Origin of the sequence: Anaerospora sp. (assembly GCF_032013335.1) — a bacterium.
Lineage (GTDB): Bacteria > Bacillota > Negativicutes > Sporomusales > DSM-15969 > Anaerospora.
The window spans coordinates 1-23,198 of record NZ_DALZUO010000037.1 but is presented as its reverse complement, the minus strand read 5'-3'; the positions used below and the strand labels follow the sequence as shown (position 1 = coordinate 23,198).

22 protein-coding genes are annotated in these 23,198 nt (G+C 44.0%); 8 read left to right on the top strand and 14 right to left on the bottom strand.

What is annotated here, in order from left to right:
* Positions 1 to 101 precede the first annotated feature (101 nt).
* From RTR76_RS19440 to ligD (RTR76_RS19425), 4 genes are all read left to right on the top strand, one after another.
* Positions 102 to 407 (top strand): zinc-ribbon domain containing protein, encoded by a 306-nt coding sequence (locus RTR76_RS19440; RefSeq protein WP_312524115.1) that lies wholly within the window; start codon positions 102 to 104, stop codon positions 405 to 407.
* 149 nt (positions 408 to 556) lie between these two features.
* The gene (gene ligD, locus RTR76_RS19435) at positions 557 to 1,507 is read left to right on the top strand and encodes a non-homologous end-joining DNA ligase (RefSeq protein WP_312524114.1); all 951 of its coding nucleotides are present in this window, start codon (positions 557 to 559) and stop codon (positions 1,505 to 1,507) included.
* 2 nt (positions 1,508 to 1,509) lie between these two features.
* A complete protein-coding gene (locus RTR76_RS19430) occupies positions 1,510 to 2,346 on the top strand; it encodes a Ku protein (RefSeq protein WP_312524112.1) in 837 nt (278 codons plus the stop codon).
* Complete coding sequence (gene ligD, locus RTR76_RS19425) at positions 2,336 to 3,250, top strand: non-homologous end-joining DNA ligase (protein WP_312524108.1); 915 nt, start codon at positions 2,336 to 2,338, stop codon at positions 3,248 to 3,250. Before RTR76_RS19430 ends, ligD (RTR76_RS19425) begins: the two co-directional genes overlap by 11 nt.
* A gap of 295 nt (positions 3,251 to 3,545) precedes the next feature.
* On the opposite strand, the gene pckA is transcribed toward ligD (RTR76_RS19425), so the two are convergent.
* From pckA to RTR76_RS19400, 5 genes are all read right to left on the bottom strand, one after another.
* On the bottom strand, positions 3,546 to 5,111 hold the full coding sequence (gene pckA / locus RTR76_RS19420) for a phosphoenolpyruvate carboxykinase (ATP) (RefSeq protein WP_312524106.1): 1,566 nt from the start codon (positions 5,109 to 5,111) through the stop codon (positions 3,546 to 3,548).
* Positions 5,112 to 5,275: 164 nt separating this feature from the next.
* Entirely contained in the window at positions 5,276 to 6,769 is a 1,494-nt protein-coding gene (thrC, locus tag RTR76_RS19415; RefSeq protein ID WP_312524104.1) for a threonine synthase, read from the bottom strand.
* Between the two features lie 30 nt (positions 6,770 to 6,799).
* Positions 6,800 to 7,471, bottom strand: a complete 672-nt coding sequence (locus tag RTR76_RS19410; protein ID WP_312524101.1) for a phenylalanine--tRNA ligase beta subunit-related protein — start codon at positions 7,469 to 7,471, stop codon at positions 6,800 to 6,802.
* A gap of 47 nt (positions 7,472 to 7,518) precedes the next feature.
* A complete protein-coding gene (gene ybaK / locus RTR76_RS19405) occupies positions 7,519 to 7,989 on the bottom strand; it encodes a Cys-tRNA(Pro) deacylase (RefSeq protein WP_312524130.1) in 471 nt (156 codons plus the stop codon).
* Positions 7,990 to 8,341: 352 nt separating this feature from the next.
* The gene (locus RTR76_RS19400) at positions 8,342 to 8,602 is read right to left on the bottom strand and encodes a hypothetical protein (protein ID WP_312524092.1); all 261 of its coding nucleotides are present in this window, start codon (positions 8,600 to 8,602) and stop codon (positions 8,342 to 8,344) included.
* A 174-nt stretch (positions 8,603 to 8,776) separates the two neighbouring features.
* Here RTR76_RS19400 and nadE point away from each other — a divergent pair, with 174 nt between their 5' ends.
* Entirely contained in the window at positions 8,777 to 10,693 is a 1,917-nt protein-coding gene (gene nadE / locus RTR76_RS19395) for an NAD(+) synthase (protein WP_312524090.1), read from the top strand.
* The gene (locus RTR76_RS19390; RefSeq protein WP_312524088.1) at positions 10,686 to 11,573 is read left to right on the top strand and encodes a radical SAM protein; all 888 of its coding nucleotides are present in this window, start codon (positions 10,686 to 10,688) and stop codon (positions 11,571 to 11,573) included. The genes nadE and RTR76_RS19390 overlap by 8 nt, the downstream gene beginning before the upstream one ends.
* Positions 11,574 to 11,577: 4 nt before the next feature.
* Here the strand turns inward: RTR76_RS19390 and RTR76_RS19385 are convergent, their stop codons facing one another.
* The 4 genes from RTR76_RS19385 to RTR76_RS19370 all read right to left on the bottom strand — a co-directional run bounded on the left by RTR76_RS19385 (position 11,578) and on the right by RTR76_RS19370 (position 14,783).
* Complete coding sequence (locus RTR76_RS19385) at positions 11,578 to 11,934, bottom strand: hypothetical protein (RefSeq protein WP_312524086.1); 357 nt, start codon at positions 11,932 to 11,934, stop codon at positions 11,578 to 11,580.
* Positions 11,935 to 11,959: 25 nt separating this feature from the next.
* Positions 11,960 to 13,504, bottom strand: coding sequence for a hypothetical protein (locus RTR76_RS19380; protein ID WP_312524084.1), 1,545 nt, complete (start codon positions 13,502 to 13,504; stop codon positions 11,960 to 11,962).
* 92 nt (positions 13,505 to 13,596) lie between these two features.
* The gene (locus tag RTR76_RS19375) at positions 13,597 to 14,481 is read right to left on the bottom strand and encodes a radical SAM protein (protein ID WP_312524078.1); all 885 of its coding nucleotides are present in this window, start codon (positions 14,479 to 14,481) and stop codon (positions 13,597 to 13,599) included.
* A 98-nt stretch (positions 14,482 to 14,579) separates the two neighbouring features.
* On the bottom strand, positions 14,580 to 14,783 hold the full coding sequence (locus RTR76_RS19370) for a TOBE domain-containing protein (protein ID WP_312524075.1): 204 nt from the start codon (positions 14,781 to 14,783) through the stop codon (positions 14,580 to 14,582).
* A gap of 340 nt (positions 14,784 to 15,123) precedes the next feature.
* On the opposite strand from RTR76_RS19370, the gene RTR76_RS19365 reads away from it, so the two are divergent.
* Entirely contained in the window at positions 15,124 to 16,035 is a 912-nt protein-coding gene (locus RTR76_RS19365) for a hypothetical protein (protein WP_312524073.1), read from the top strand.
* Here RTR76_RS19365 and RTR76_RS19360 read toward each other — a convergent pair.
* Complete coding sequence (locus RTR76_RS19360) at positions 15,969 to 16,580, bottom strand: N-acetylmuramoyl-L-alanine amidase (RefSeq protein WP_396145531.1); 612 nt, start codon at positions 16,578 to 16,580, stop codon at positions 15,969 to 15,971. The two genes, RTR76_RS19365 and RTR76_RS19360, sit on opposite strands and share 67 nt — an antisense overlap.
* A gap of 176 nt (positions 16,581 to 16,756) precedes the next feature.
* Here RTR76_RS19360 and RTR76_RS19355 point away from each other — a divergent pair, with 176 nt between their 5' ends.
* Positions 16,757 to 17,650 (top strand): LysR family transcriptional regulator, encoded by an 894-nt coding sequence (locus RTR76_RS19355; RefSeq protein ID WP_312524055.1) that lies wholly within the window; start codon positions 16,757 to 16,759, stop codon positions 17,648 to 17,650.
* Positions 17,651 to 17,693: 43 nt separating this feature from the next.
* On the opposite strand, the gene RTR76_RS19350 is transcribed toward RTR76_RS19355, so the two are convergent.
* From RTR76_RS19350 to RTR76_RS19335, 4 genes are read right to left on the bottom strand one after another with little or no spacing between them, the layout of a single operon-like run.
* Complete coding sequence (locus tag RTR76_RS19350) at positions 17,694 to 18,014, bottom strand: thioredoxin family protein (protein WP_312524053.1); 321 nt, start codon at positions 18,012 to 18,014, stop codon at positions 17,694 to 17,696.
* A 25-nt stretch (positions 18,015 to 18,039) separates the two neighbouring features.
* A complete protein-coding gene (locus RTR76_RS19345) occupies positions 18,040 to 20,088 on the bottom strand; it encodes an alkaline phosphatase family protein (RefSeq protein ID WP_312524052.1) in 2,049 nt (682 codons plus the stop codon).
* Between the two features lie 47 nt (positions 20,089 to 20,135).
* On the bottom strand, positions 20,136 to 21,356 hold the full coding sequence (gene trxB / locus RTR76_RS19340; protein WP_312524050.1) for a thioredoxin-disulfide reductase: 1,221 nt from the start codon (positions 21,354 to 21,356) through the stop codon (positions 20,136 to 20,138).
* A gap of 41 nt (positions 21,357 to 21,397) precedes the next feature.
* Complete coding sequence (locus RTR76_RS19335) at positions 21,398 to 23,023, bottom strand: BCCT family transporter (protein WP_312524048.1); 1,626 nt, start codon at positions 23,021 to 23,023, stop codon at positions 21,398 to 21,400.
* Between the last annotated feature and the right edge of the window lie 175 nt (positions 23,024 to 23,198).

Below are 23,198 nucleotides of genomic sequence, written 5' to 3'. Positions count from 1 at the left end.
AGGTTATTATTGAGTTGATACGAAAATAATTGCCTCGCTTGCGTAGTTCTTAACCAACCGACCGGCAATTGTTGGAGTCAATTTAAGGAGGTTGGTTACTAATGAATTACCAAGACAAAAATCTTTCCTGCAAAGAATGCGGCACCGATTTCGAATTTACTGCTTCTGAGCAAGCTTTCTACGCAGAAAAAGGCTTCCAAAATGAGCCTTCCCGTTGCCCTGGTTGCCGTGCAAATCGCAAAGCTCAAATGAATGGCGGCCGTTCCAACAGCGGTTTCCGTCAACAACGCGAAATGTTCCCTGCTACTTGCAGCGGCTGCGGTGTAGAAACTCAGGTTCCTTTCCAGCCAACCGCTGGCAAAGCAGTATATTGCCGCGATTGCTTCCAAGCTAACAAACGTTACTAGGATCTAGAAAGGCCGGATATCCGGCCTTTTTTTATTTGTATTTACTGATCATCTTACAAGCCAATTGCTGTTTTAAGCGATTGGCTTTTGTTTTTTTACAAATACTATATATATATATGATTTTGACTGTTGTTTCTCTGGAGGTACACATGGATGTTATTGCCCCTATGCTGGCTAAAGCTTCCCAGCTTCCTAAAGACGATCGTCTATATGCCTTTGAAATTAAATGGGATGGTATTCGCGCCTTAGTATACTTTGACGGTAAGCACATAAAAGTCCTCAGTCGCAACGGCAAGGATATTACCAGTCAATATCCGGAAGTTTTACATTTGGCTTCATGTTTACCGTATCCTGCTGTCCTTGATGGCGAAATTGTTGCCTTTAGCAAAGGAGGATGTCCCTCTTTCTCACAGCTGCAACATCGCATGGGAGTGGTATCAGAAAAGAAAATCCAGTTCATGATGCAGCAAATACCGGTTACTCTGGTAATCTTTGATTTATTACGGTTAAACCAGAACCTATTGACAGACCTGCCTTACACCAAGCGTAGACAGCAGCTTGAAGAAATGCATTTGAATGGACGATATTGGCAAACTCCAGCTTATTCAACCGGCTGCGGAGCAGATTTACTTGCTGCCAGCCGCAATTTAGGTCTGGAGGGTATCGTCGCAAAAAAACTCGATCATCCTTACGAACCGGGCAAACGCTCGGGAGCATGGTTGAAAATTAAAAATCAAAAGCGTCAGGAATTAGTCATTGCCGGTTGGGTACCTGGACAGGGAGCACGCTTGGGAAAATTGGGAGCATTGCTTGTCGGTTATTACGATCAGCATAAGAAACTACATTATGCAGGTGCTGTCGGTACAGGCTTTACAGCTACAGTCCTGCAGAAGCTGGCTGCTATGCTTCTGCCGCTCCATCAAGAGGAGAATCCTTTCGTTGAACAGCCGCCGCAAAAAGAAATCCAGTTTGTCCGGCCTCAATTAGTTGGTGAATTTGAGTTTACCGAGTGGACACCTAATCACACCTTGCGGCACCCGTCCTTTAAAGGCCTCCGCAGTGACAAACAGCCCCACGACGTAATTAGAGAAGAGGTGTAACTATGGCAAGACCCATGTGGAATGGCTCTATCAGCTTCGGACTGGTCAACGTACCAGTCAAAATGTTTAATTCCGTAAAAAAGAAAACTCTCCATTTTAATCAATTACGCGCTAGCGACGGCTGCCGCATTCGATTAAAAAAAGTATGCTCCAACGATGGTGCCGAGGTTGAGAGTGAAGATATTATCCGCGGTTACGAAATTTCGCCAGAGCGCTATGTAACGGTTACTGATGAAGAACTGCAGGTATTAAACCCTAAAACCACCCGCAGCATAGATATTGAGGATTTCGTCAGCCTGGAAGAAATAGATCCCATCTACTTTGAACAATCCTATTATCTCGTACCTGACAAAGGTGCCGCTAAGGCATATTCCCTGCTGTTCGCTGCAATGAAAAAAACAAATAAAATTGCAATTGCCCGTATTGTCATGCGTAATAAGCAATACCTTGCCGCTATTCGCCCTGCCGGTCGTGCCCTATCGCTGGCCACCATGTATTTCGCTGATGAAATTGTCTCACAAAATGATTTAGAGGCTCTACCTGCGGATATTGAGCCAAACGAGCGGGAGTTAACCATGGCCGAACAGCTAATCACTAGTTTATCTTCTCCCTTTGAACCGGAGAAATACAAAGACGAGTACCGGGAAAAAGTACTCGATTTAATTGAGAAAAAAGCGGAAGGCCAAACAGTTACTCTTCAGCCGGCTGCACCAGAAGGAGGAAAGGTTATTGATCTAATGGCAGCTCTTGAAGCCAGCTTGAAGGCAATGAAGAAAGAAGATTCACCGGAATCGGAAAAACCTGTCCGTTCAAGGAGGAAGAAAGCCAGTGCCCAGTAAAAAAATCACGGTTGATGTCGAGGGTACTTCTCTTACTTTATCCAATCTTGAAAAAGTATTTTATCCGCAAACAGGGTTCACTAAGGGACAGGTTATTGATTATTATATACGTATCGCGCCTGCGCTGCTGCCGCATCTAGGCAACCGGCCTTTGACAATGAAGCGTTATCCGGATGGAGCAACAGCCAAATTCTTTTATCAAAAGCAATGTCCTGAGCATCGTCCGGACTGGCTGCAAACTACACCGGTCTGGAGCGAACACAATGACGATCATATCAACTTTTGCGTCGTCAATAATCTTCCCTCTTTAGTGTGGGCAGTAAATTTGGCGGCCCTGGAGCTGCATACTTCTCTTTCCGCTGCCAAAGACGTACTTTGTCCGACAATGCTAGTCTTCGATTTAGACCCTGGCCCACCCGCTTCTATTCTGGAATGCTGCCAGGTTGCGCTGCTGCTGAAAACAATCTTTGACCACTATCAACTGCAAAGCTTTCCAAAGACCTCCGGCTCCAAAGGACTTCAGATTTATGTCCCTTTGAATAAACCGGTTACGTACGACATAACAAAAAACTACGCCCGTGCAATTGCTCAGCTGCTGGAACAGCAGCATCCGGAGCTGGTCGTTTCCAAAATGACAAAAAAGCTGCGAACCGGTAAGGTATTTGTAGACTGGAGCCAAAATGACGATCATAAGACTACTGTGTGTGTCTATTCAATGCGGGCCCGGGAGCACCCTACCGTGTCCACACCAGTCAGCTGGGCCGAAGTGGAGCAGGCATTTAAAACAAAAGACACTCAAGCGCTTGTTTTCGAAGCAGCTCAGGTAATTACACGCTTTGAAAAGTTAGGTGACCTTTTTGCTCCTGTTCTTACACTCAATCAAGACTTACCAACACTTAAATAATGCTACGTTCTTTTGTATCCGTCTCTCATTCTTTTGGCCTTTCTGGAAATAGCCGGTCCGAAGGATGGCAAATTGCCAACTTACGTTAAGAAATTCGTACTGTTTGAGCGATAGCGAGTTTACGAATTTTAGTAAGCTGGCAATTTGCCAAGGCTATTGGAAGATTAGGCCTAGACTTTTTGGTCCTTTTGTGGCGATGACAAAAGGACGAACCGGGCTTTCCCCTCCTGCTGCGGGCGGCCTGAAAAAAGCCATCGTACTAATTTCTTAGTTCGATGGCTTTTTTATGCTTCTTCTATGCTTTTGGGCCAGCGGCTGCAACTGCGGCCGATACTTCTGAACCGAATTTAGTGAAGTTGTTCGTAAAGCGCTTCGCTAATTCCCTTGCCTGACGCTCGTAAGCCTCTTTATCGCTCCAGGTGTTCACCGGCTTCAAGACTTCATCAGGTACATTGGGGCAGGTGGTCGGTACAAACACATTAAAAATAGGGTCAAGCTCGTAAGCAGCAGCATCGAGCAAGCCTTCAATAGCAGCTGTAACCATAGCACGGGTATGAGGAATACTCATTCGCTTGCCTACACCGTATGCTCCGCCTGACCAGCCAGTGTTAATGAGAAAAACATTCGTATTATGCTTCTCAATTTTCTCTCCCAACAATTTGGCATAAACTAATGGCGACAATGGTAGAAACGGCGCACCAAAGCAAGTGGAAAATGTAGCTTCCGGTTCTGTTATGCCCCGTTCAGTACCAGCCAGCTTGCTGGTATAGCCAGATAAGAAGTGATATATTGCTTGCTCTTTGCTTAATTTTGCGATTGGCGGCAATACACCAAAAGCATCAGCTGTCAGAAAAACAATCGTTTTCGGATGACCGGCAGTGCCGTCAACAACAATATCAGGCATATACTCAACCGGATAAGCAGCCCGGGTATTTTCCGTAATAGCATCACTGTCGTAGTCGATAGTGCCTAGTTTCCGGTCGATAACCACGTTTTCCAGCACAGAACCGAAGCGGATTGCATTCCAGATCTGAGGCTCATTTTTTTCGCTCAACTTGATGCATTTAGCATAACAACCACCTTCAATGTTGAAGACACCGTCATCAGACCAGCCATGCTCATCGTCACCAATTAAACGGCGATTAGGATCAGCAGATAATGTGGTTTTTCCGGTGCCGCTCAAACCAAAGAACAGCGCTGTGTCACCCTGGGGGCCCACATTGGCTGAGCAATGCATGGAAAGAACGCCTTTAAGAGGCAGTAGATAATTCATTACCGTAAAAATTGATTTTTTCATTTCACCGGCATAATGAGTTCCGCCGATGAGTACTACCCGCTTTTCAAAATTAATTACGATAAATGCTTCTGAATTAGTATGATCAATTTCCGGAATAGCTTTAAAACCTGGCATACAGATAACCTGGAATTCAGGTTCAGTGTCTACAGGTTTGTCCGGGCAAATAAAAAGCTGATGAACAAATAAATTCTGCCAGGCAAACTCATTAATGAAACATACCTGGAGGCGATGATTCTCTTCTGCTCCGGCAAAGCCGTCAAAAACGAATACTTCACGGTTTTGCATATAGGCCAGCATGCGGTTATATAACTGGTTAAAGCACTCTTCGGAAAAGGGCTTATTATTTCCCCATGCAATATCAGTATGAACTACAGGTGAATCAACAATGAATTTATCGTTAGGCGAGCGGCCGGTATATTTGCCGGTAGTTACCCGTAAAGCGCCATTGTGTACTAATACACCCTCATTACGAATTACCGCTTGTTCAACTAATTGTGCTACGGAGAGGTTACGATGCACGTTGCTAACAAGAGTAAACAATTGGCTCGGAGCTAAAACAGTCATATCATTTACCTCCAGTGAAATTTAACTTCGTGCATCATTATAGCACAAATATACTGTATACAACATATTTAAACAAAAATATTCTTATTTTTGTTTATTATTACAATATATGATACGCGTTTACAAAACAAAACCCATTCAGGCTAGCCTGAATGGGTTTTGTTTTACTTGTTGTTTAATATTTCTTGCACGGTCTTCGCCATTTCTTGTGGCTTGCAGGCAATGTAGTGAAGCCGCTGCTTTTGTTCTAGAGCCGCCAGCTGCCGTGGAATAGGCCAGCCGCTAAGCTGACTTAATTGCTCAAGGATAACAAATTCATCAGCACCATCAAATGACCCTTGCAGCGCCGATAATACGCTGGTGTTAAATTTAAAGGGGCTAGCCGTAGACAGAATTACCGCTTTCGTTTGATCTGCTGTCTGAGCCCGGTACTTTTCGCATACTCCCCAGGCCACCGCTGTATGGGGATCACATGTATAGCCGAACTTTTCGTGAACTGCGGCAATTGTTTCTGTCGTCTGTGAATCGCTTGCCCAGTCAGCCCAAAATAAATGCTGTAGAGCTGCCAGTACCGGTTCACTAACCTGATACGAGCCTTTCTCATTCAGTTCCTTCATCCACTCCGAAACTTGGCCGGCATTTTCGCCTGTCAAATGATAGAGCAATCGTTCCAAGTTGCTGGAAATCAGGATATCCATCGATGGTGATAAGGTTTTATGAAATTCTCGCCTGCGGTCATAACAGCCGGTTTGCAGAAAATCAGCTAGAACATTATTACTGTTTGCTGCACAAATCAGCTTATTGATGGGTAAACCCATCCGGTAAGCATAGTAGCCAGCTAAAATATTACCAAAGTTGCCTGTAGGAACAACAAAGTTTACTTTTTCTCCTGTCTCAATTGCACCTTGCTTCAACATATCGGCATAGGCACTAAAATAATAAACAATCTGTGGAACTAACCGCCCCCAGTTAATGGAGTTGGCCGAAGAGAACTGATAGCCTTCTTCTGCCAGCTGAGCATTAAAGGCAGTATCATTAAAAATTTGTTTGACCCCTGTCTGAGTATCATCAAAATTGCCAGTTACTGCAACTACTGCTACATTATTCCCCTCTTGCGTTACCATTTGCAGTCGTTGGATTTCGCTTACACCATCCTGCGGATAAAACACAATCATGCGTATCTGCTTTACATCTTTAAAGCCTTCTAATGCCGCCTTGCCGGTGTCGCCTGAGGTAGCTACCAGAATGACAATTTGGGCATTCTCACCAGTCTTTTCTAAAGACAGCGATAGTAAATGGGGTAAAAGCTGTAAGGCCATGTCTTTAAAAGCACTAGTAGGCCCATGCCATAATTCCAGAATATAGCTGCCTGCGTCAAGTTTAACAACAGGAGCGACCTCACTGTGATCAAACTTATCTGCACCGTAGGCTGCCTGGATGCACGTAGCCAGTTCATCAGCGTTATAATCGGTTAAAAATAAGTTAAGTACAGCTTGCGCCCGCTCGCAATAATTCATTTCTTGTAAATTGGCGATCCATGTGTGATCAATTGCAGGAATATCCTCAGGAACATATAGTCCGCCGTTGCCAGCTATGCCCTTAAGAATAGCTTGTGCTGCAGTCAGTTGTTCTTCGCCACCGCGAGTGCTTATGTACATCAAAATCTTCCTTTCATTCTCAACCGAATTTCAATTAGAGTGGACAATCTTTTTATCTGTTATTATCCCACCATTGTAACGCACCAGCATATCAGCTGTAAAATCGGCAATATCAGCCAACTCTGCATCGGTAACCTCTTCATCAGCATAAATGACCGATAGCAAGTTCCGCGTCCCCAGAGTAACTGCGGTTCTCCTGGCATCGGAAGTTGGATTACCGAAAGGCCCTGCATCATCTGTTAAAAAGGGTTTATGATTTGTGGAAACTTCATTACCCGCAATATTCACATAAGCGCCCTCTGTTGCCAGGCGATAATTCACATTGCCTTGTATCGGACTAAGATCATAAATACCAAAAGGCAGCAAAAACTTAATTGAACAATAATTATTTACATCAACTGCACTATTTACATAGTATAATCCTTTGTTCTGTAAAACACGGCGCACTAACGCCTCTGATGCAGGACGATAACGGGAAGGATCAAAATTTAATTTTTTGTACATGTTGCGTACTGCAGCAATACGCGGCATCGTGGGCAGAATATCCAGGTGATAGGCTTTCGCAACAGCTGCCTGCAGTTCCAGGAACTCTTGTGTCAAAGCCGGAGGAGTACCTCTCACGGCTACATCAGTAACAGTGATATAGGCCAACCGGCAATTTGGAATACTATTGCGTATGCTCTCGTCAATTTGAACTTCCATTATAAATCCTCTCCCATACTTACAGCGAAAAATTGCGTTTACTCTTTTTATTTGCCGAAGCTTCCCAGTCCAGCATTAACCGCTCTGATCAGATCGGCAGGCGTCAGTAACAGCTGAAATCCCCTGGCACCGGCACTCAGAGAAATAACCGGCCAGTTGGAAACACTATCATCCACATAAACAGGATAACGTTTTTTGGTGCCAATTGGTGAAACGCCACCTCGGATATAACCGGTCAACGGCTGCACTTCTTTGAGAGGTACCATTTCAACCTTTTTATTGCTGCTAAAAGCAGCAATTGCTTTCAAATCAAGCTCAGCATCCCCGGGTATGCACACAAGCATAATCCCCGTTTTATCCCCTTTTACAACAAGTGTCTTAAAGACTTGAGCAGTTGGCATACCCACTTTGCCTGCTACATTCTCGGCACTAAGATCATTTTCATCCACTTCATATTCGCGAATTGTATAATCAATGTGAAGCCCGTCCAAAATACGGGCAGCATTTGTTTTCAACAGACTCCCTCATTCCATTAACCTGTATATATGTATATCATTTTCCACGCCTGCTAAAGCTTTCCTGCCAGTATAACAAAAAAAGGGCGGTTTTCCGCCCTCATACCGTTCAGAAAGCCCCATCTGCGTTGTACCCGCAAGGGGTAAGCCGAAGTACTAAGGCGCTAAAGCACCAAGAACTTCGCATTCAGGCCTGCGGGAGCTCGCTCGTCGTACCCTCGCTGCTGTACTGTCTTCGCTCGCTTCCTCGGGATTTCCCGCGCCCACAGCTCTGTGATGCACAAAGGCAGACATTTGAGATGGAGATCGTGCATCTGGAGCTTTCTGAACGGCATGGAAACTTCTAATAGTACCTCTAAAAATCCAGCGACATGGATTTTACTTTGACATACGGTACGGCACGCAGTTCTTCTTCAAATTTAGCAATAGGAATGTCATCACCGCATAACTGCAATAAAATCAGGCCCGTATTCGTACACTGATCAAGGGCGGCATCATGCAAGCCCAGCCGTACCCGGATAAAACAGCCGTAGCGGGTAAGAATATCCTGAACCTGGGGAGCCGTTTCTGTGCGATTTTCCTGCAAAATAGCTAAGATAGTCGAACAATTGCCCATAAAAAACACTCCTTATTACAAAGTTTATTATCTCTTCCATATTTTAACTAAAAATCCTGCTATCTATGTATGCTAATCAGAAAACAAGCAGCATAAAAAAATCCCCTCAGTAACAGGATATGCTGCCTTTAAGAGAGAAGAAATGATAAAAAACTAACTAAGAAGGTGGCTGTATTGATACGAATTGCGCTAGGACAGCTGGAAGTCATACCAGGACGCCCCGATCTTAACAGCTCCGCTATGCTGCGAATGATTGGGGAAGCCAGGAACCAACAGGCTGATATGATTATTTTTCCCGAGATGTCTATTCCCGGCTACCTGCTTGGCGACACATGGGAACAAGATGCCTTTTTACGGGACTGTGAATATTACGGTCAGCAAATTATTGCTGCCTCTAATGAAATAACCATTCTGTTTGGCAATGTGGCCATAGATTGGACAAAGCGAGGCGATGACGGCCGTGTTCGTAAATTCAATGCCTTTCATGTTGCCCAACAAGGCAAGCTGGCAGGAGGAGATAACTTTCCCTACCCATTCCGGATTAAAACGCTGCACGCCAATTACCGGGAGTTTGATGACACCAGACATTTTTTCAGCTTACGGAAATTAGCCGCTGAGCTGCATACAACAGTTGACCAGTTATTACAGCCTGTACAGATTACACTTGGTAATAGAGTCCTTTCTGTAGGCTGCATCCTATGCGAAGACGGTTGGAGTGATGACTATTTTACCAAACCAATTGATATTCTCAGTCAAAACCATTCCATTGATTTGCTAGTTAATATCTCAAGCTCCCCCTTTACCCTCGGCAAAAACAACAAGCGAAACCGTGTTTTCTCCAAGGAGGCAAGGGATATAAACACCCCTCTTATATACGTCAATAATGTGGGTCTCCAGAATAATGGAAAAACGGTCTATACCTTTGACGGGTGCAGCACCGTATATTGTCCCGATGGTGAAATTGCCGCCTACTGCTCCCCGTTTACCGCCCAAGTGCTAACTATTGATGTTTCCCTGTCAGGCTCGTGTCATAACCTGCCTGACACTACAGCAATTACGGCAGATAACACCATTGACCGCTTATTTCAAGCTGTCAGCTATGGGACAGGCAAATTCCTGCAATCTATCGGTATGAACCGGGTCGTAATCGGTGTATCGGGAGGGATTGATTCAGCTGTCGCCGCCGCTTTGTATACGCATGTACTGGGCCCGGAGAATATCTTGCTCGTTAATATGCCTAGCCTTTATAATTCAGAGACTACGAAGGGTCTGGCCGCCAAATTAGCCGAGAATCTGGGCTGCCGTTATGTTATCATCCCAATCCAGCCAAGCGTTGACCTTACCCTTGAACAGCTACGCACTGCTTCCTTAGTGAATCCCCGCACCGGCGAAACAAGCAAGCTAACCGTAACCGGTTTTATGACAGAGAACCTGCAGGCCCGTGACCGTTCCTCCCGAGTACTGGCTGGTCTGGCTGCCGCCTTCGGCGGTGGTTTCACCTGCAATGCCAACAAGTGCGAGCTAACGGTAGGCTATTCAACACTCTATGGTGATCAGGCCGGATTTCTGGCTGCTTTAGCCGACCTTTGGAAGTATCAGGTTTATGAGCTGGCCCATTATTTTAATACGGCAGTCTATCACCGGGAAGTAATCCCCCAGCAGACAATTACCATCGTGCCGAGTGCCGAACTCTCTTTCGACCAGTCTGTAGATGAAGGTAAGGGCGATCCGCTTGTTTATCCTTATCATGACTATTTATTCCGCGCCTTTATGGAGTATTGGAACCGAGCCACACCGGAAGATATCCTGCTCTGGTATCAACAGGGCATTTTGGAGGAGAAGCTTGGCTGCGCCCCTAATCTGGCTAAGCAGCTATTTGCAACTCCAACTGCTTTTATTGATGATCTGGAACGGTGGTGGAAGCTATACACCGGTCTGGCAGTAGCAAAACGTATTCAGGCTCCGCCTGTATTGGCAGTTAGCCGCCGCGCTTATGGCTTTGATCACCGCGAGGCACAAAACATGACTTATTTTACTAAACGTTATCAGGAGTTAAAAGCCGAACTACTACGAGGTGAATCTTATGTTTGATAATGCTGAGGGCATGGTTTTTCGTCCGCCCAGTGAAGCCAATAGTTTTATCCTGCGAGTAACCATTGGCTGCTCGCACAATGCCTGTACGTTCTGCAGCATGTATAAGGGAGTACGCTTTCGTATTCGTCCTTTAGAAGAAGTAATGCAGTTAATTAATCAAACCGCCAAATTCCATCCCCAACTGAGGCGGGTCTTTTTAGCTGATGGCAATGCGCTATCCCTGCCTAACGAACAACTCTTAACCATTATGTCCGCCTTACATAGTGCTTTTCCTAAGCTATCCCGGATTACCTGTTATGGCGGACCAAAAGATATTCTGCGCAAAACCGAGGAAGAGCTGCTCATCCTTAAGCAGGCTGGTCTGCAGATGATCTACCTCGGGATTGAAAGCGGCGACGATGACGTATTAAAACTCGTTAACAAAGGTGCCACCGCTGAAGAAATGATTCAAGCGGGCCGCAAGGTTGTAGCGGCAGGCATAAAATTATCTGCTATGGTTATCCTGGGACTGGGAGGACAGACGTTAACGAGGCAGCATGCTATTAATACCGGTAAAGTAGTAAGCGCGATTAATCCTACCATGCTCAGTGCGCTAACGCTTATGCTCCATGACCAGACTCCACTCCGGGCAGCTGCGGAGAGAGGAGAGTTTATTCCTTTGTCGCCGTACGGCTTTGTTGCGGAGCTCGAACAGCTCTTAACCCACACAACTGTCACCAGCCCCTGCATATTCCGCAGCAATCATGTTTCTAATATGCTGCCGCTGGCAGGCACGCTTCCTGCAGATAAAGATAAGCTTCTCTCTGATATAACCAAAGTTATGAAGAGTTTTGTAAATAAAAAAACCCCGACGTATAATGACGTCGGAGATTTTTAATTCATTATCTGCCAATTAACCTTCGAATCAGCCAGCCAATTGCAAAAAGCACAAGCACTGCCCCGCCGATTACGACAGCACCGGAGAGTACTGCCAGCAAACCTAGTGCGAGCAGGATTTTAGTCAATAAGCTTGTTGAATTCAGATTATATTGCCGTACATAAATACCATTACGCCTGGCACCGGATTGTTGATATTCGGTGTCTTTTTCCTGTCTGTTGTCGCTTTGGTCGATTGTAAGTCCTGAAAACCCATCTCGTTCTTCCCGGGTCATAACCTGCACCTCAGGCTGGTTCTGCAGGCACGAAGCACAACAGCTGTTATCGGAATCCGTTTCGGCACCGCATACAGTGCAACGCATTGTCGATCCCTCCTATTAGTACTACTCAAGTAAACAACGACAAAACAAATCCCTCTTCGTTCAAATAACGAGGATCAAATTTCTGCAGTTGAAGCATATCGTATAGTTTTGTCCGGTTTGTGTAAATGCCAGCCTTGGAAATAGCTAAATCTGCAGCAATATTATCAGCTGGCATGACATTATAAGAATTCAGCATCGAATAACTGAAAATCACTGCAGCCGCCCACACCTGAGGCTTACGTACTGTCACTCTGGTTAATTGACAATAATCATACCATAACCGCTTAGCCAAACGAATATCATGCTGAGAAAAGCCGTATTCCGGCATCAGATGTTCCAATGTTTCGATAACCGCTTGATTAGGTATGCTATTTTCTGCAATACTCGGATAAACCCGGTCTACCTGGTTAAACGGGGTTACATTAACCTTATCCATTGTCGATAATGCATTAATTGTATGTCGCACAACCAGTGCGTGCCGGCTGAACATATCAAGCCAGCTTCCCGCTGGCTCCTGAATATTAAAGAGCGCTTTTTGCCTGGTGACTTCGTCTTTAATGCGTCGCCTTAAGTTACTGCTGATCTCAATACTGGTTACATAATTGATCATCACATTCTCGCGGGAAAACACATGTCCAAAGAAGAGCATCTTCTTTATTTGCTGATAACTGGACTGCGGATGAGGCAGGCGAAACTTTTCTTCCGTAAATAGGTTGACACATTCTACCCATTCCCCATTAATAACCCGGTCAATATAAAAAACACAAAAAGTAGCACTTAAAAATTCCTGTAAAATATGTCGTTCATCATGAAGCAGCTTACTGCCATAGTGACTCTGAAAATGGGCGAGCGGAGTCAAGTCATTGACAAGCAAATGATAATCAAAGAGAAAATAGTCCCAAAAACCGAGCCAGAACTCATCCTGATCCTCACCGGGGATAATGGCTAAGGGACCGTTAAATAGAAAAAGTGCTCTATGAAAATCATCCGTAAATTCTCGCTGCTGAAAATAATTACCGAGCTTGGTCATCAAGTGCTCTACAGTCTCACCGACAACTTCGGGATCATTAGTAGACAAGCTCTTTTCACTAGTAAGCACCAAGCTGCTTTTCCCGTGCTGCTGTTCGACCTCATCCATAAGAGCAATAGGAAATAGTTCAAGACGTTTACCGCCTGCAATCTCCTGCGCAGCTAATTCCAGCTCATCATAATTTAAAAGCACTCTTTTGGCTACGAGATATTTATAAAGATCCAACAGTATATCAAAAAACCGACGTGCCGCCTTTAATGATTTTTTATAGCCCTGAATATTATCAATCAGCCAGTAAATTACTAACCCGTATTCCTGGGCAGGAATATCTTCCAGGCAATCGGTATAATCATTTTCGGTCGCGTCAAGGTATAGCTCAAAATAGCGGATATGATTCCAAATCTGACGTAATTCGCCGTCATTAGCTCCTTGCCAGGCTTTCTGCCTGAGGTAGCCTTCTACCCATTCCCGCTTGATTACCGGTTCAAGTATAATTTCCTCCTCATAGAAAGAATACACCTCATCATAAACATTCTTCATTTATAAAAATAATCTCCTTTGAGACAAAGCTTACTTATTTTATCATTATATCATTTTTGCCCCTGCTTCACTATACACAATCTCCCTCACTGCTAGAACAAGGTAAGCTGGCAATCACCATAACCTGATTTGTAGCTGTTAATAATCTCTTCCATCTTATAGAGCATGCCAAACCGCTCGCATTCTGTTTGAAAAAAGTTCCATAATTCTCTTGCTCTTGGTGAACGGCACTCATAAGCACTACCAAACCGTTCTATATACTTTTTCTTCAGTCCGGGAAAGTGCTCATCAAGCTTAGCATAATACCACGCTCTTTGATTTTGTCGCAAGGTTACACCAAAAGCAGGATAAATGAACTTCGCCTTATGCTGATTGGCAAGACGAATAATCTCTCCGATATTAGCCTCATTGTCCTCTAGAAAAGGCAGTACCGGCATAAGCAGTATGCCTGAAAAAATCCCGGCACCTGCCATTTCTTGACTTACAGCAAATCTGCTTGAAGAAGCAGCAGCATGAGGTTCAATGATTTTGCAGAGTTCATCCTTAGCAGCAGTAATCGTAATCTTAACAAGAACAGGCGAATGACTTTTAATCGATTGCAGCAAATCAATATCCCTTGTTATCAAATCGCTTTTTGTAGTAATAGCAATCCCATAACGATACTTATTAATTAGTTCTAAAGCACTCCTTGTTAAACAATACTCCTTTTCAAGAGGATTATAAGGATCACTCATAGCGCCGATACCGACGACTCCGGTTCTGCGCTTTACTTTAAGTTCACGTTCAAGCAATTCAAGAGCATCGGCCTTCGCCCTTACTCTGTCAAAATCCTCAACTTTGTAGCATTCGCTGCGGCTATCACAATAAATACATCCGTGAGAACAGCCTTTGTAAATATTCATATTATAGTTTTTACCAAACCAGACACTTCCTGTTTCAAAGCCTGATAAAATTGTTTTGGCCGGTATAAACTCCATATCGTCAACCTCTTCACTAACTTAAAATAAGAAAAGACAACGGCCTGCCGGCCACTGCCCTTATTGAGAACCAGTATGTATTTTTTCTACCCGATAGTCTATTTAAGAACCATCATTTCAGTAGCTTTTATCAGTGCAGTTACTTTGTCACCCGGCTTTAAGTCCAAATCATTGACAGAGTCGACAGTGATGGCCGCGACCAGTTCGTCACCTTTATAATCCATAACTACCTTCGCCATAACGGCACCCTTAACAACTTCTTTTACCGTAGCTTGCAGCTTGTTTCTTCCACTAATTTTCATTGTCTTAACCCCCCTCAATGATATTGACTGTGAGTTATAACCATTTCTATTAGTCTTCCTAAAAAAACATTATTATACAATCTCCCTTAAAACCCTTTATTTATTGAATAAAACACTAAGCTAAATGAGAATCACTCCATATTCCTAAACCAAACAAAACAGATAAGTTTTATTGAAATTTTAATTCCATTATCTAGTTTTAATTTGTTTTTGTTTGCTTATGTTTATTTTCGGCTTGCTAATGACTACACTCAGTTATATAATATATGTAACATCTTGATTACACAATGAAGTGCCGACCGGATCATCCGGTCGGCACTATCTATTTAGGAGGCAAATTATGAAATTTGCTACATCACCTAGTGCTTTGCAGCTGCTTTTGCTTGAAGATGCACCTGCCTATGAAAACTTACAAATGTCTGAGCCCCGCTCTGCATGCATTAATTCAATAGATGGTACCGACATTCCGGCTGTACCACTTTATGCGGCCATAGGCCCACTGCATCGGCACTTAATTTCGCTTTGCCTTCACAATCCATATTGGAATGATTTTCGCATTCTCAATCATTTTCACCGTCGCAAAATTCCCCTGACTACTAATGATTTAATCCTGTTAAAAGCACAGTGCGGTCTGGATAACGGGGAAACAATCTGCAATACGCTGATACGATTATCTGTTCAAGGCGGACTGAAATTAAACTCTCGTCAAATCAGCTTTATCGAAAAAAATAAGCCCGAGTTTCGCGAACGGGATCTTAGCCCTTCCCATCCAGGCGAATTGCTCGTCTACGAGTGCCTTTTTGGCCGGGGAATTGGTTCTCTCGGACGGGTGTATGCTCACTTCTTTATTGATATTTTTACAGGCTATGCCTTTGGTGGATTAAGTCAACGTCGTTCTCTTGCTGTTGGTCTGGATATTTTATTAAGCACAATAATGCCCCTGTACCGTTCCCGCAATTATCAGCTCCAAATGGTTTATCAATCTTCTAAGGTTATGAATGATCTCCGCGATTTTAATAAGCTAGAGTCAGAGGAAGCATTCTCCCAGCTAGGCTTACAATGGCAGCCTACCCAGCGTAAATTCGGCGCCATTGAAAAATTTGAAAAGAGCCTTATAGCCAATCAATTCTTTGAGACTGCAGCCAGCAATTCTGATTCACTAGAAAGTATCAAACCACTATTTAATCAATGCTTAGTAAAATACAATTCTTCCAATCGTTTGTTTTCTAAGCAATACCTGTCAGAGGAATGAAGATACCAGTTTGCTTTCCCGCGAATCACATTTCCACCTTCACCTTGAGCAACACCATCGAAAAACCACAAGTCCCATCTTTCACAGGTTGTTGCAGGACCATATCCATCCTCATCTGCCGCCTCTGCATGAGTCATAACATGCTGATAGTCAATAGTCAAATCCAAGCTCTGCGCCAATGCAGCTACAACCTGAGCCGACACTTCAATCTGCTTTGCAGTTGGTGGTTCTGCCCCCAAATCATTGGTAACAGCGTTATAGGCACAGCATAAACCAATGCCAACTGCTCCCGTATTTCGCCGGTACGTATGCGACTTGACCTCTGAAAGATCGTTCATACTCGCGTAAATGCTGCCGTCAGCATCAATGTTAATATGGTAATCGGTAAAGAATTGCCCATAATGTCCGGCAGTCCAATGCAAATAGATCATCACATCTCTTCCTATAGACTGCGCCTGGTTCTCAAGACTGCTTTTAGCCTGCAATGCAAGCTGTTCCAACTCCCGCAGTGTCACTTTTTCCACTGATCTGCTTCCTCCCCTCATTAAATAAATTAATCTGCCGCCGCTGCGACGCTCTAATCTATTTTATGAGTGTGGCCGGTATCAGTTGATACTCTTATTATAATAAGATATGCTAAAGTACTATTACTTTGCAGCCAAATGCACTATAATAGTAGTAATATTGTAAATAATTCAACTATTTTTACGCGGGTGATGCTGTGCGCTTAGAGCAGTTGCAATATCTTGTTGAAATAAACCGGTCAAAATCTATATCGCTAGCCGCTGAGCGTGCTCATATTTCTCAGCCTGCTCTTAGCACCTCCATAAGCAAATTGGAGGATGAATTAAGAGTTCAGCTGCTTAAGCGGACAAATCAGGGTGTCTATCCGACCGAGGCCGGTGAATTTGTCATTCAGAAAGCATTGCAGATTATCGATGCTTTAGAGGAAATCTCTTCTTTAGCTCGTGTAAACTCTAATGAACTGGGCGGCGATATTTCTATTGCCGTAGAACTCAATGTAAATATGACATTTATGCCTAAAGTATTTTCGATTTTCAGGCAAAAATACTCGAAAGCAAACATTCTGCAAAAAGTTGGCGAATCAAACAATATTCTGCGGGATGTCGAGTCCGGCAAAGCAGATATTGGCATCATTATACAAACGGAAGAGTTAAGCAAAGCAAAGGATATTTGTACGAAGGAAATCCTTCAGGATACACTTGTTGTGCTTACCAGCAAAAATAGCCCTATTGCCGGTCAACGGGAGATCAGCCTCGAGTCAGCGATGGCTCAACCGGTTATTCTCTTCAACTCCGAGTACATTACCAATTGCGGAATTTCAAGTATCCTAAAAAAGTATGGCAACATTAATGTCAACTACCGGGTTGATACAATTGTTATGCTGGAAAAGCTACTATTACAGGAAAATGGCATTACTTTTATACCGCGCTTTGTTGCGCAAGAGTACACCAATATGTTTAGCGGCTTAGTTGCCCTGGATATCAAAAAATCTCCCTTAAATATCATGATTGCGCTTATTTGGTCAAATCGCCATCACCTTTGCGCTACTGAAAAAGAACTTATCAAAATAATCCGTACGGTCCTGGTATAAGTAAAAAAACCACCCAGCACTAGTAGCTGGGTGGTTTTTTTACTTATACTCCAAGGACTTCAGCAATCTTGTTCTCTACTTCTGCCCCTTCAATGTTTCCGGCAAGCTTTCCTTTCAGCATGCCTTCATTAAAAAACAGAACTGACGGAACTCCTTTTAAGGGAAATCGCTGGGCTAAGTTTTTCTCTGCTTCGATATCAATATAATAGAAGCCAAATTTCCCCTCATACTGACCTTGTAATTCTTCCAGCATAGGCACTACTTCCCTGCACACATGGCAATTCTCTCTTGAGAAAATAACTAAACAGGCTTCACTGTTATCATAAATAGTTTCTTCAAAACTGTTTGTATTTAATTGTTGCATCCTCTACACTCCTTTTAGCAACGCCTCAAATCTCTTCTGAGAAAATCTGATAAATAGGTGCTCCTTCACATTGCGCAGGATAGCGTAAGCCTAACAATACCGAAACGGAAGGAGCCACATCAACCTGGCGGATAATACGCTCTGTTGTAAACCCAGGCTTAATACCAGGTCCCGCCGCCACAAAAATCGGAGAAACCGATGTATTATAATATCCTTCTGAGGTTGAAATGCTATCGCCATGCAAGCGATTGTACCCTTCTTCGATGGAGAAGAACAAGTCCCCGCATTCGGGTCCATGAGTACCAATTAATACGGCATCCTTATTTCTGAGACAAATACCGACAACGCGTTTGCCTGTTTTATCATCTCTGTAATTATACAAATCACTGATTAGCTGTTCCTCTAAATCATATTTGTCACTTGGGTCGACAATCCCATATTTGTCACGGCCTTTTAGATTAATATAAATATAGTTGCTGCGAATCTGAACGGCCCTGGTTTTTTCCCAATCCACTTCCCGTATGGAGTTTCCATTCTCGTCTTTTTTCATCACTGTATAGCCCAGTTCTTCCATGATTTTCGTATTTAGTCCACCGTATTCACCCAAAATAGGTGGTACATTTTCCCCGACAATGAGACCGTGATCGCTTACAACCAGCACAGTCCAGTCTTCATCTAATAAATGCATGAATTCACCAAGATAATCATCTGTCTGCATATAGAACTTCTCAATAAATCCTTGATACGTATTTTCGGAAGTGTGTTCCCATGGGGGTAATGTCTTGGCAAGGTGCCATAGCTGATGCCCGGCACAATCAATATTGTGCAGATGCGAGAATACTACTTCATAGCCTTTTTTATCGATGCAATAATTCATGCAATCTGCCTGCCATTTGTTATAAATCACCCAGGACGGCTCAAATATTTCGCGCACTAGTTCGTCATCTTCGCCGCCGATTAAGCTGACAGGTGGAACTACGCCAACATTTTCTACAATTTCTTTATAGAGCGCTTTGGGATGCCACAGCTGGTCATTTGTAATATCAAGTGCATTGCTGATCCATAGCCTGACTTTATTACCGGCAGGATCCAGTTCTAATAGCTTCATCGAACGGCATGCAGGCTTGGTAATTTCTTTTTTAGTAACATCATCAATAATACCGGATATCATTTTGCCATTTTCCAACGTTACAATTGGCTCAGCAGCTTTCTTATTCTTATAAATTGCTACCCGGTCATAAATACCGTCTTCATTTCTAAGAATTAAAGCCGGCCGTCTTGTAACACCACTAGATGTTAAGATCGTAAACTCTTTCGCACCTTCCGGAGCATCAGACCACCCTGTCGCAGCTTTAAGCGGAGAATTGACAATATCATAAGCAACTTTGCTGCCAATTACGACTTCCGTATCTTCATCATCCATAACATAAGTACGGATCTCTCCACCCTGGCGGGCAGTATCACCCCACCAAATCTCCATCATCTCGTCATCAACATCATCATCTAACGTATCTTCCAAATCGGTAATAATGCAACCCACTCCGGCTGGCTTATCTACTCTTGGTGCATAACGAACCTCTTTAATATCGGGAGTTGCAACAATCACTTTTTCCCAATCAAGCTGGGCGACTCCCATATTGACAGAGCCCGGCTGTGTGCCATCGACTACACTCAGATTTTCATTATGAGAGGTGGGAGGCCAGGAACTGCCCGGCCAATGCCATACCAGCGTTTTTAGACCAGCTTCAGCTGTAATATTCCATATTTGTTCTGCCGTGCAGTTACGGGAATCCAGATTGTAGACAACTGCATCCAGACTATCAGGTGACTGCCTCCAGTAGCAGGTAATGCCGTGAGTCCCCGGATAAGCTCCGGTAGCCAGCGTCGTCCAGCAGGGCGGCGTTATTGTCGGAATTGCACCAAGCAGGCGCAAATCTTCTCGCGCAGCTCCACGTTTAATTAATTTTTGTAAGTTAGGCATTTTCCCTTCAGCTAAATACTGGCGGCTAATTCTCGGGTCCATACCATCAACGCCTAATACCAATAGTTTATTGGTAAGAGCTGTTCTTTTCATAATATTTCTCCTTCTCTCTTATCTGTTTTATCTTGAAACAAATGTCTTCATCCTGCAATTATCTCATCAGCTAAGCAAAAGCAGCTTTCATCCACTTGACCGGTTATCTTTCTCAGCAGTTTCCCTTGATTCATCACTAGCACCGTAGGTATTTCCTCGACGCCGTATTGCTCAGCCAGCCTTTTTTTCCGTGAAATATCAACCTTTACTAGCTTGACCCGCTTTTCCTTAACGCTTGTCAATGCTTCCAGGTATGTCAGCAAACTAATAGATTCTGGGTTATTCGGTTTCCAAAACGCAACTAACACTGGGGTGGCAGCCTGCAATATCTCCTGTTTAAAGCTGTGCTCTTCTTCGAGATACCGCTCGGCAGTAACAGCAGCAATTGCACCGTCATTTGCTGCTGTTACAACCTGCCGTAAAACCTTAACTGTAGCATCACCGGCGGCAAAAACGCCGCTTATCGATGTCTCCATAGATGGTTGGGTCAGAATATAGCCGCATTCATCAAGATCAACCTGCTGATTTAAGAAGCCCGTCCCCGGTATCATCCCAACATAGATAAAAACACCGTTAGCATTCATTTCAGTCAGTTCGCCGGTTTTGAGGTTTTTAATGACAACAGCTTCTGCTTCAAGCTCGCCCTTAATCTCCGTTAGAATGGAATTCCAGACAAATTCTATTTGCGGGTGTTGAAATGCTATTTCTGCACTCGCCCGGTTACAGTCGACAATACCTTCATCATGAATTACGATGATGGTTACTTTACGGGCAAACTTTGTAATATATAAAGCCTCTTCAACGGCGGCATCTCCATTGCCCACAACAACTACATCCTGATCCTGATAGAACTCCGCATCACAGGTAGCGCAATAGGATACACCGCTTCCCCGGAATACTTTTTCACCAGGAATATTTAGCAGGCGTGGCTGAGCACCTGGCGCAAGAATAACCGCCCGTGCCTGGTAGGTTCGCCCTTTCCTGGTCTGAATTTGCTTGAGCTCCCCGCAAAGCTCGACAGAGGTAACTTCTTCTGTAATAATCTGTGCGCCAAAGCCTTTTGCATGCTCCGCTAGTGTCTTCATAAGCGCTGGTCCGGAGGTGCTTGCAAACCCCGGAAAATTAACAATCTCGCGAGTGGTGAACGCCTGACCGCCAACAGCCCCTTTTTCAAGAATAGCTGTTTTCAGTCTGGCCCTTGCCCCGTAAATAGCGGCTGTCAATCCCGCAGGTCCACCCCCGATAATAAGCAAATCAAATTGTTGCATCAATGCACGCACCTCACAGACTTTAATTTTTTACCAGTTAGCTAACTTGCAGATATACCGGTACCTTTTACACTTTGGGGTTTGTGATCGTCACCTTGTCCCCCCATACGATCATCGCTGCTCAGCACTGTTGGCCGCAGCTGCTCGCCAAAATCTTCCTGAATCCATTTATATAGCGAAAGAGCCAGAATAATAGTGATAAAGAGTATTGGCACGCTTGTCAAAACGGATGAAAGCTGTACCACCTTCAATCCGCCTACCATAAGCAGACCAATAGTAGCGAAAAGCAGCATAGTAGCCCAGAAAATCCGAGACCATTTGGGAGGCTCCTGCTCATCTTTAATTTCGTAACAGGCCATAGCAGACATCGTGTAAGCCATCGCATCTACACCGGTAGCCTGAGAGATAAGCATAACAACAATAAAGACAGGTATAACAATGGAACTGAGCGGTAGAGACTGCAATATGACGGCAATAACGCCCGGCCCACCTGATTCTTTTAATACCTTACCTAGGTCGATGCCTTGATTCATAATCATATCAACGGCATAGGACCCAAAAATAAGATAGAATATGGCGGCACCGCATGTACAGGTGATGATCATATTAAGAATCAGTTCACGAATTGTACGCCCTTTAGAGATACGGGTAAAGAACAACCCTACGTAAATTGCCCAGGCAAACCACCAGGCCCAGTAAAATACAGTCCAATCCTGAGGAAATCCGCCCTTTGCTATAGGATCGGTATAGAAGCTCATCCGTAAAAAGTTTTGAAACATTATGCCAACATTTTCACTAAACAGTGAGAACATAAATGCCGTAGGTCCCACTACCATTACGAAGAGTACGATTATAAAAGACAAATATGTGTTGTAATCGGCTAGCTTCGCAATACCGGAATAAAGTCCCTGATAACAACTGTAGCCATACATGGCAGCAAAAACAATAGCCACCAGGATTTGAACTACGAGGGTATCCGGCACGCCAAAGAATATAGCCGTTAGCCTGGAAATCATAGGCACAACGACCCCCAGTGCTGTAGCACAGCCGCCGACCATCCCGATAATGTTCAGCACGTCAATGGCTTTACCGACCCAGCCATCAACACAATCTCCTAACAGGCCGCGACAGGCGTAGCTAGGATACAAATAAGGGCGTTTCCGCACGTAATACATATAAGAAAAAGCTACCGCCGGAATGGTAAATGTTCCCCAGGCACTAAAACCCCAGTGAAATATGCCATAAGCTAATGCCCATGATCCTGCTTCGGGACTCATCGGCTTAATGCCAAAAGGCGGTCCCTGCAAATAAAAGATAGGTTCTACCATAGCCCAGTAAACTAAGCCTGCCCCCGAGGCCCCGCAAAACATCATTGCAATCCAGGTAAATGTAGAAAATTCCGGCTTGTCATCACGACCTCCAAGCTTGATGTTGCCATAGCGGCTAAATGCCAGCCAAAGCGAAAACACCAATGCTGCGAAAGCCACACTTTCCCACATCCAGTCCGTACTATGCGTAATGACAAACATGACCTTATCAATAACCTCTTTCGCAGACTCCTGAAAGATAACCATAGGTGCATAAAACAAAAAACAAAGAATTGCGCTGCCCCAGAATACCGGCAAATTAATTTTTGCGTTTTTACTGCGCTGTTCAGCTTGCTCCATATTAACGCTCCTCTCTTTAGATTAAGAACTACATGTACACGAACCGCCTTTCTTATTGATTGACGTGATATTTCCTTATAGTAAAATTCGTCAGCTACGATCGTTATAACCTTCACGTACTTCTTTCAATTATAGAAATTTTAGAGTTTTCAGTAAAATAGGTTGTCGTTATACC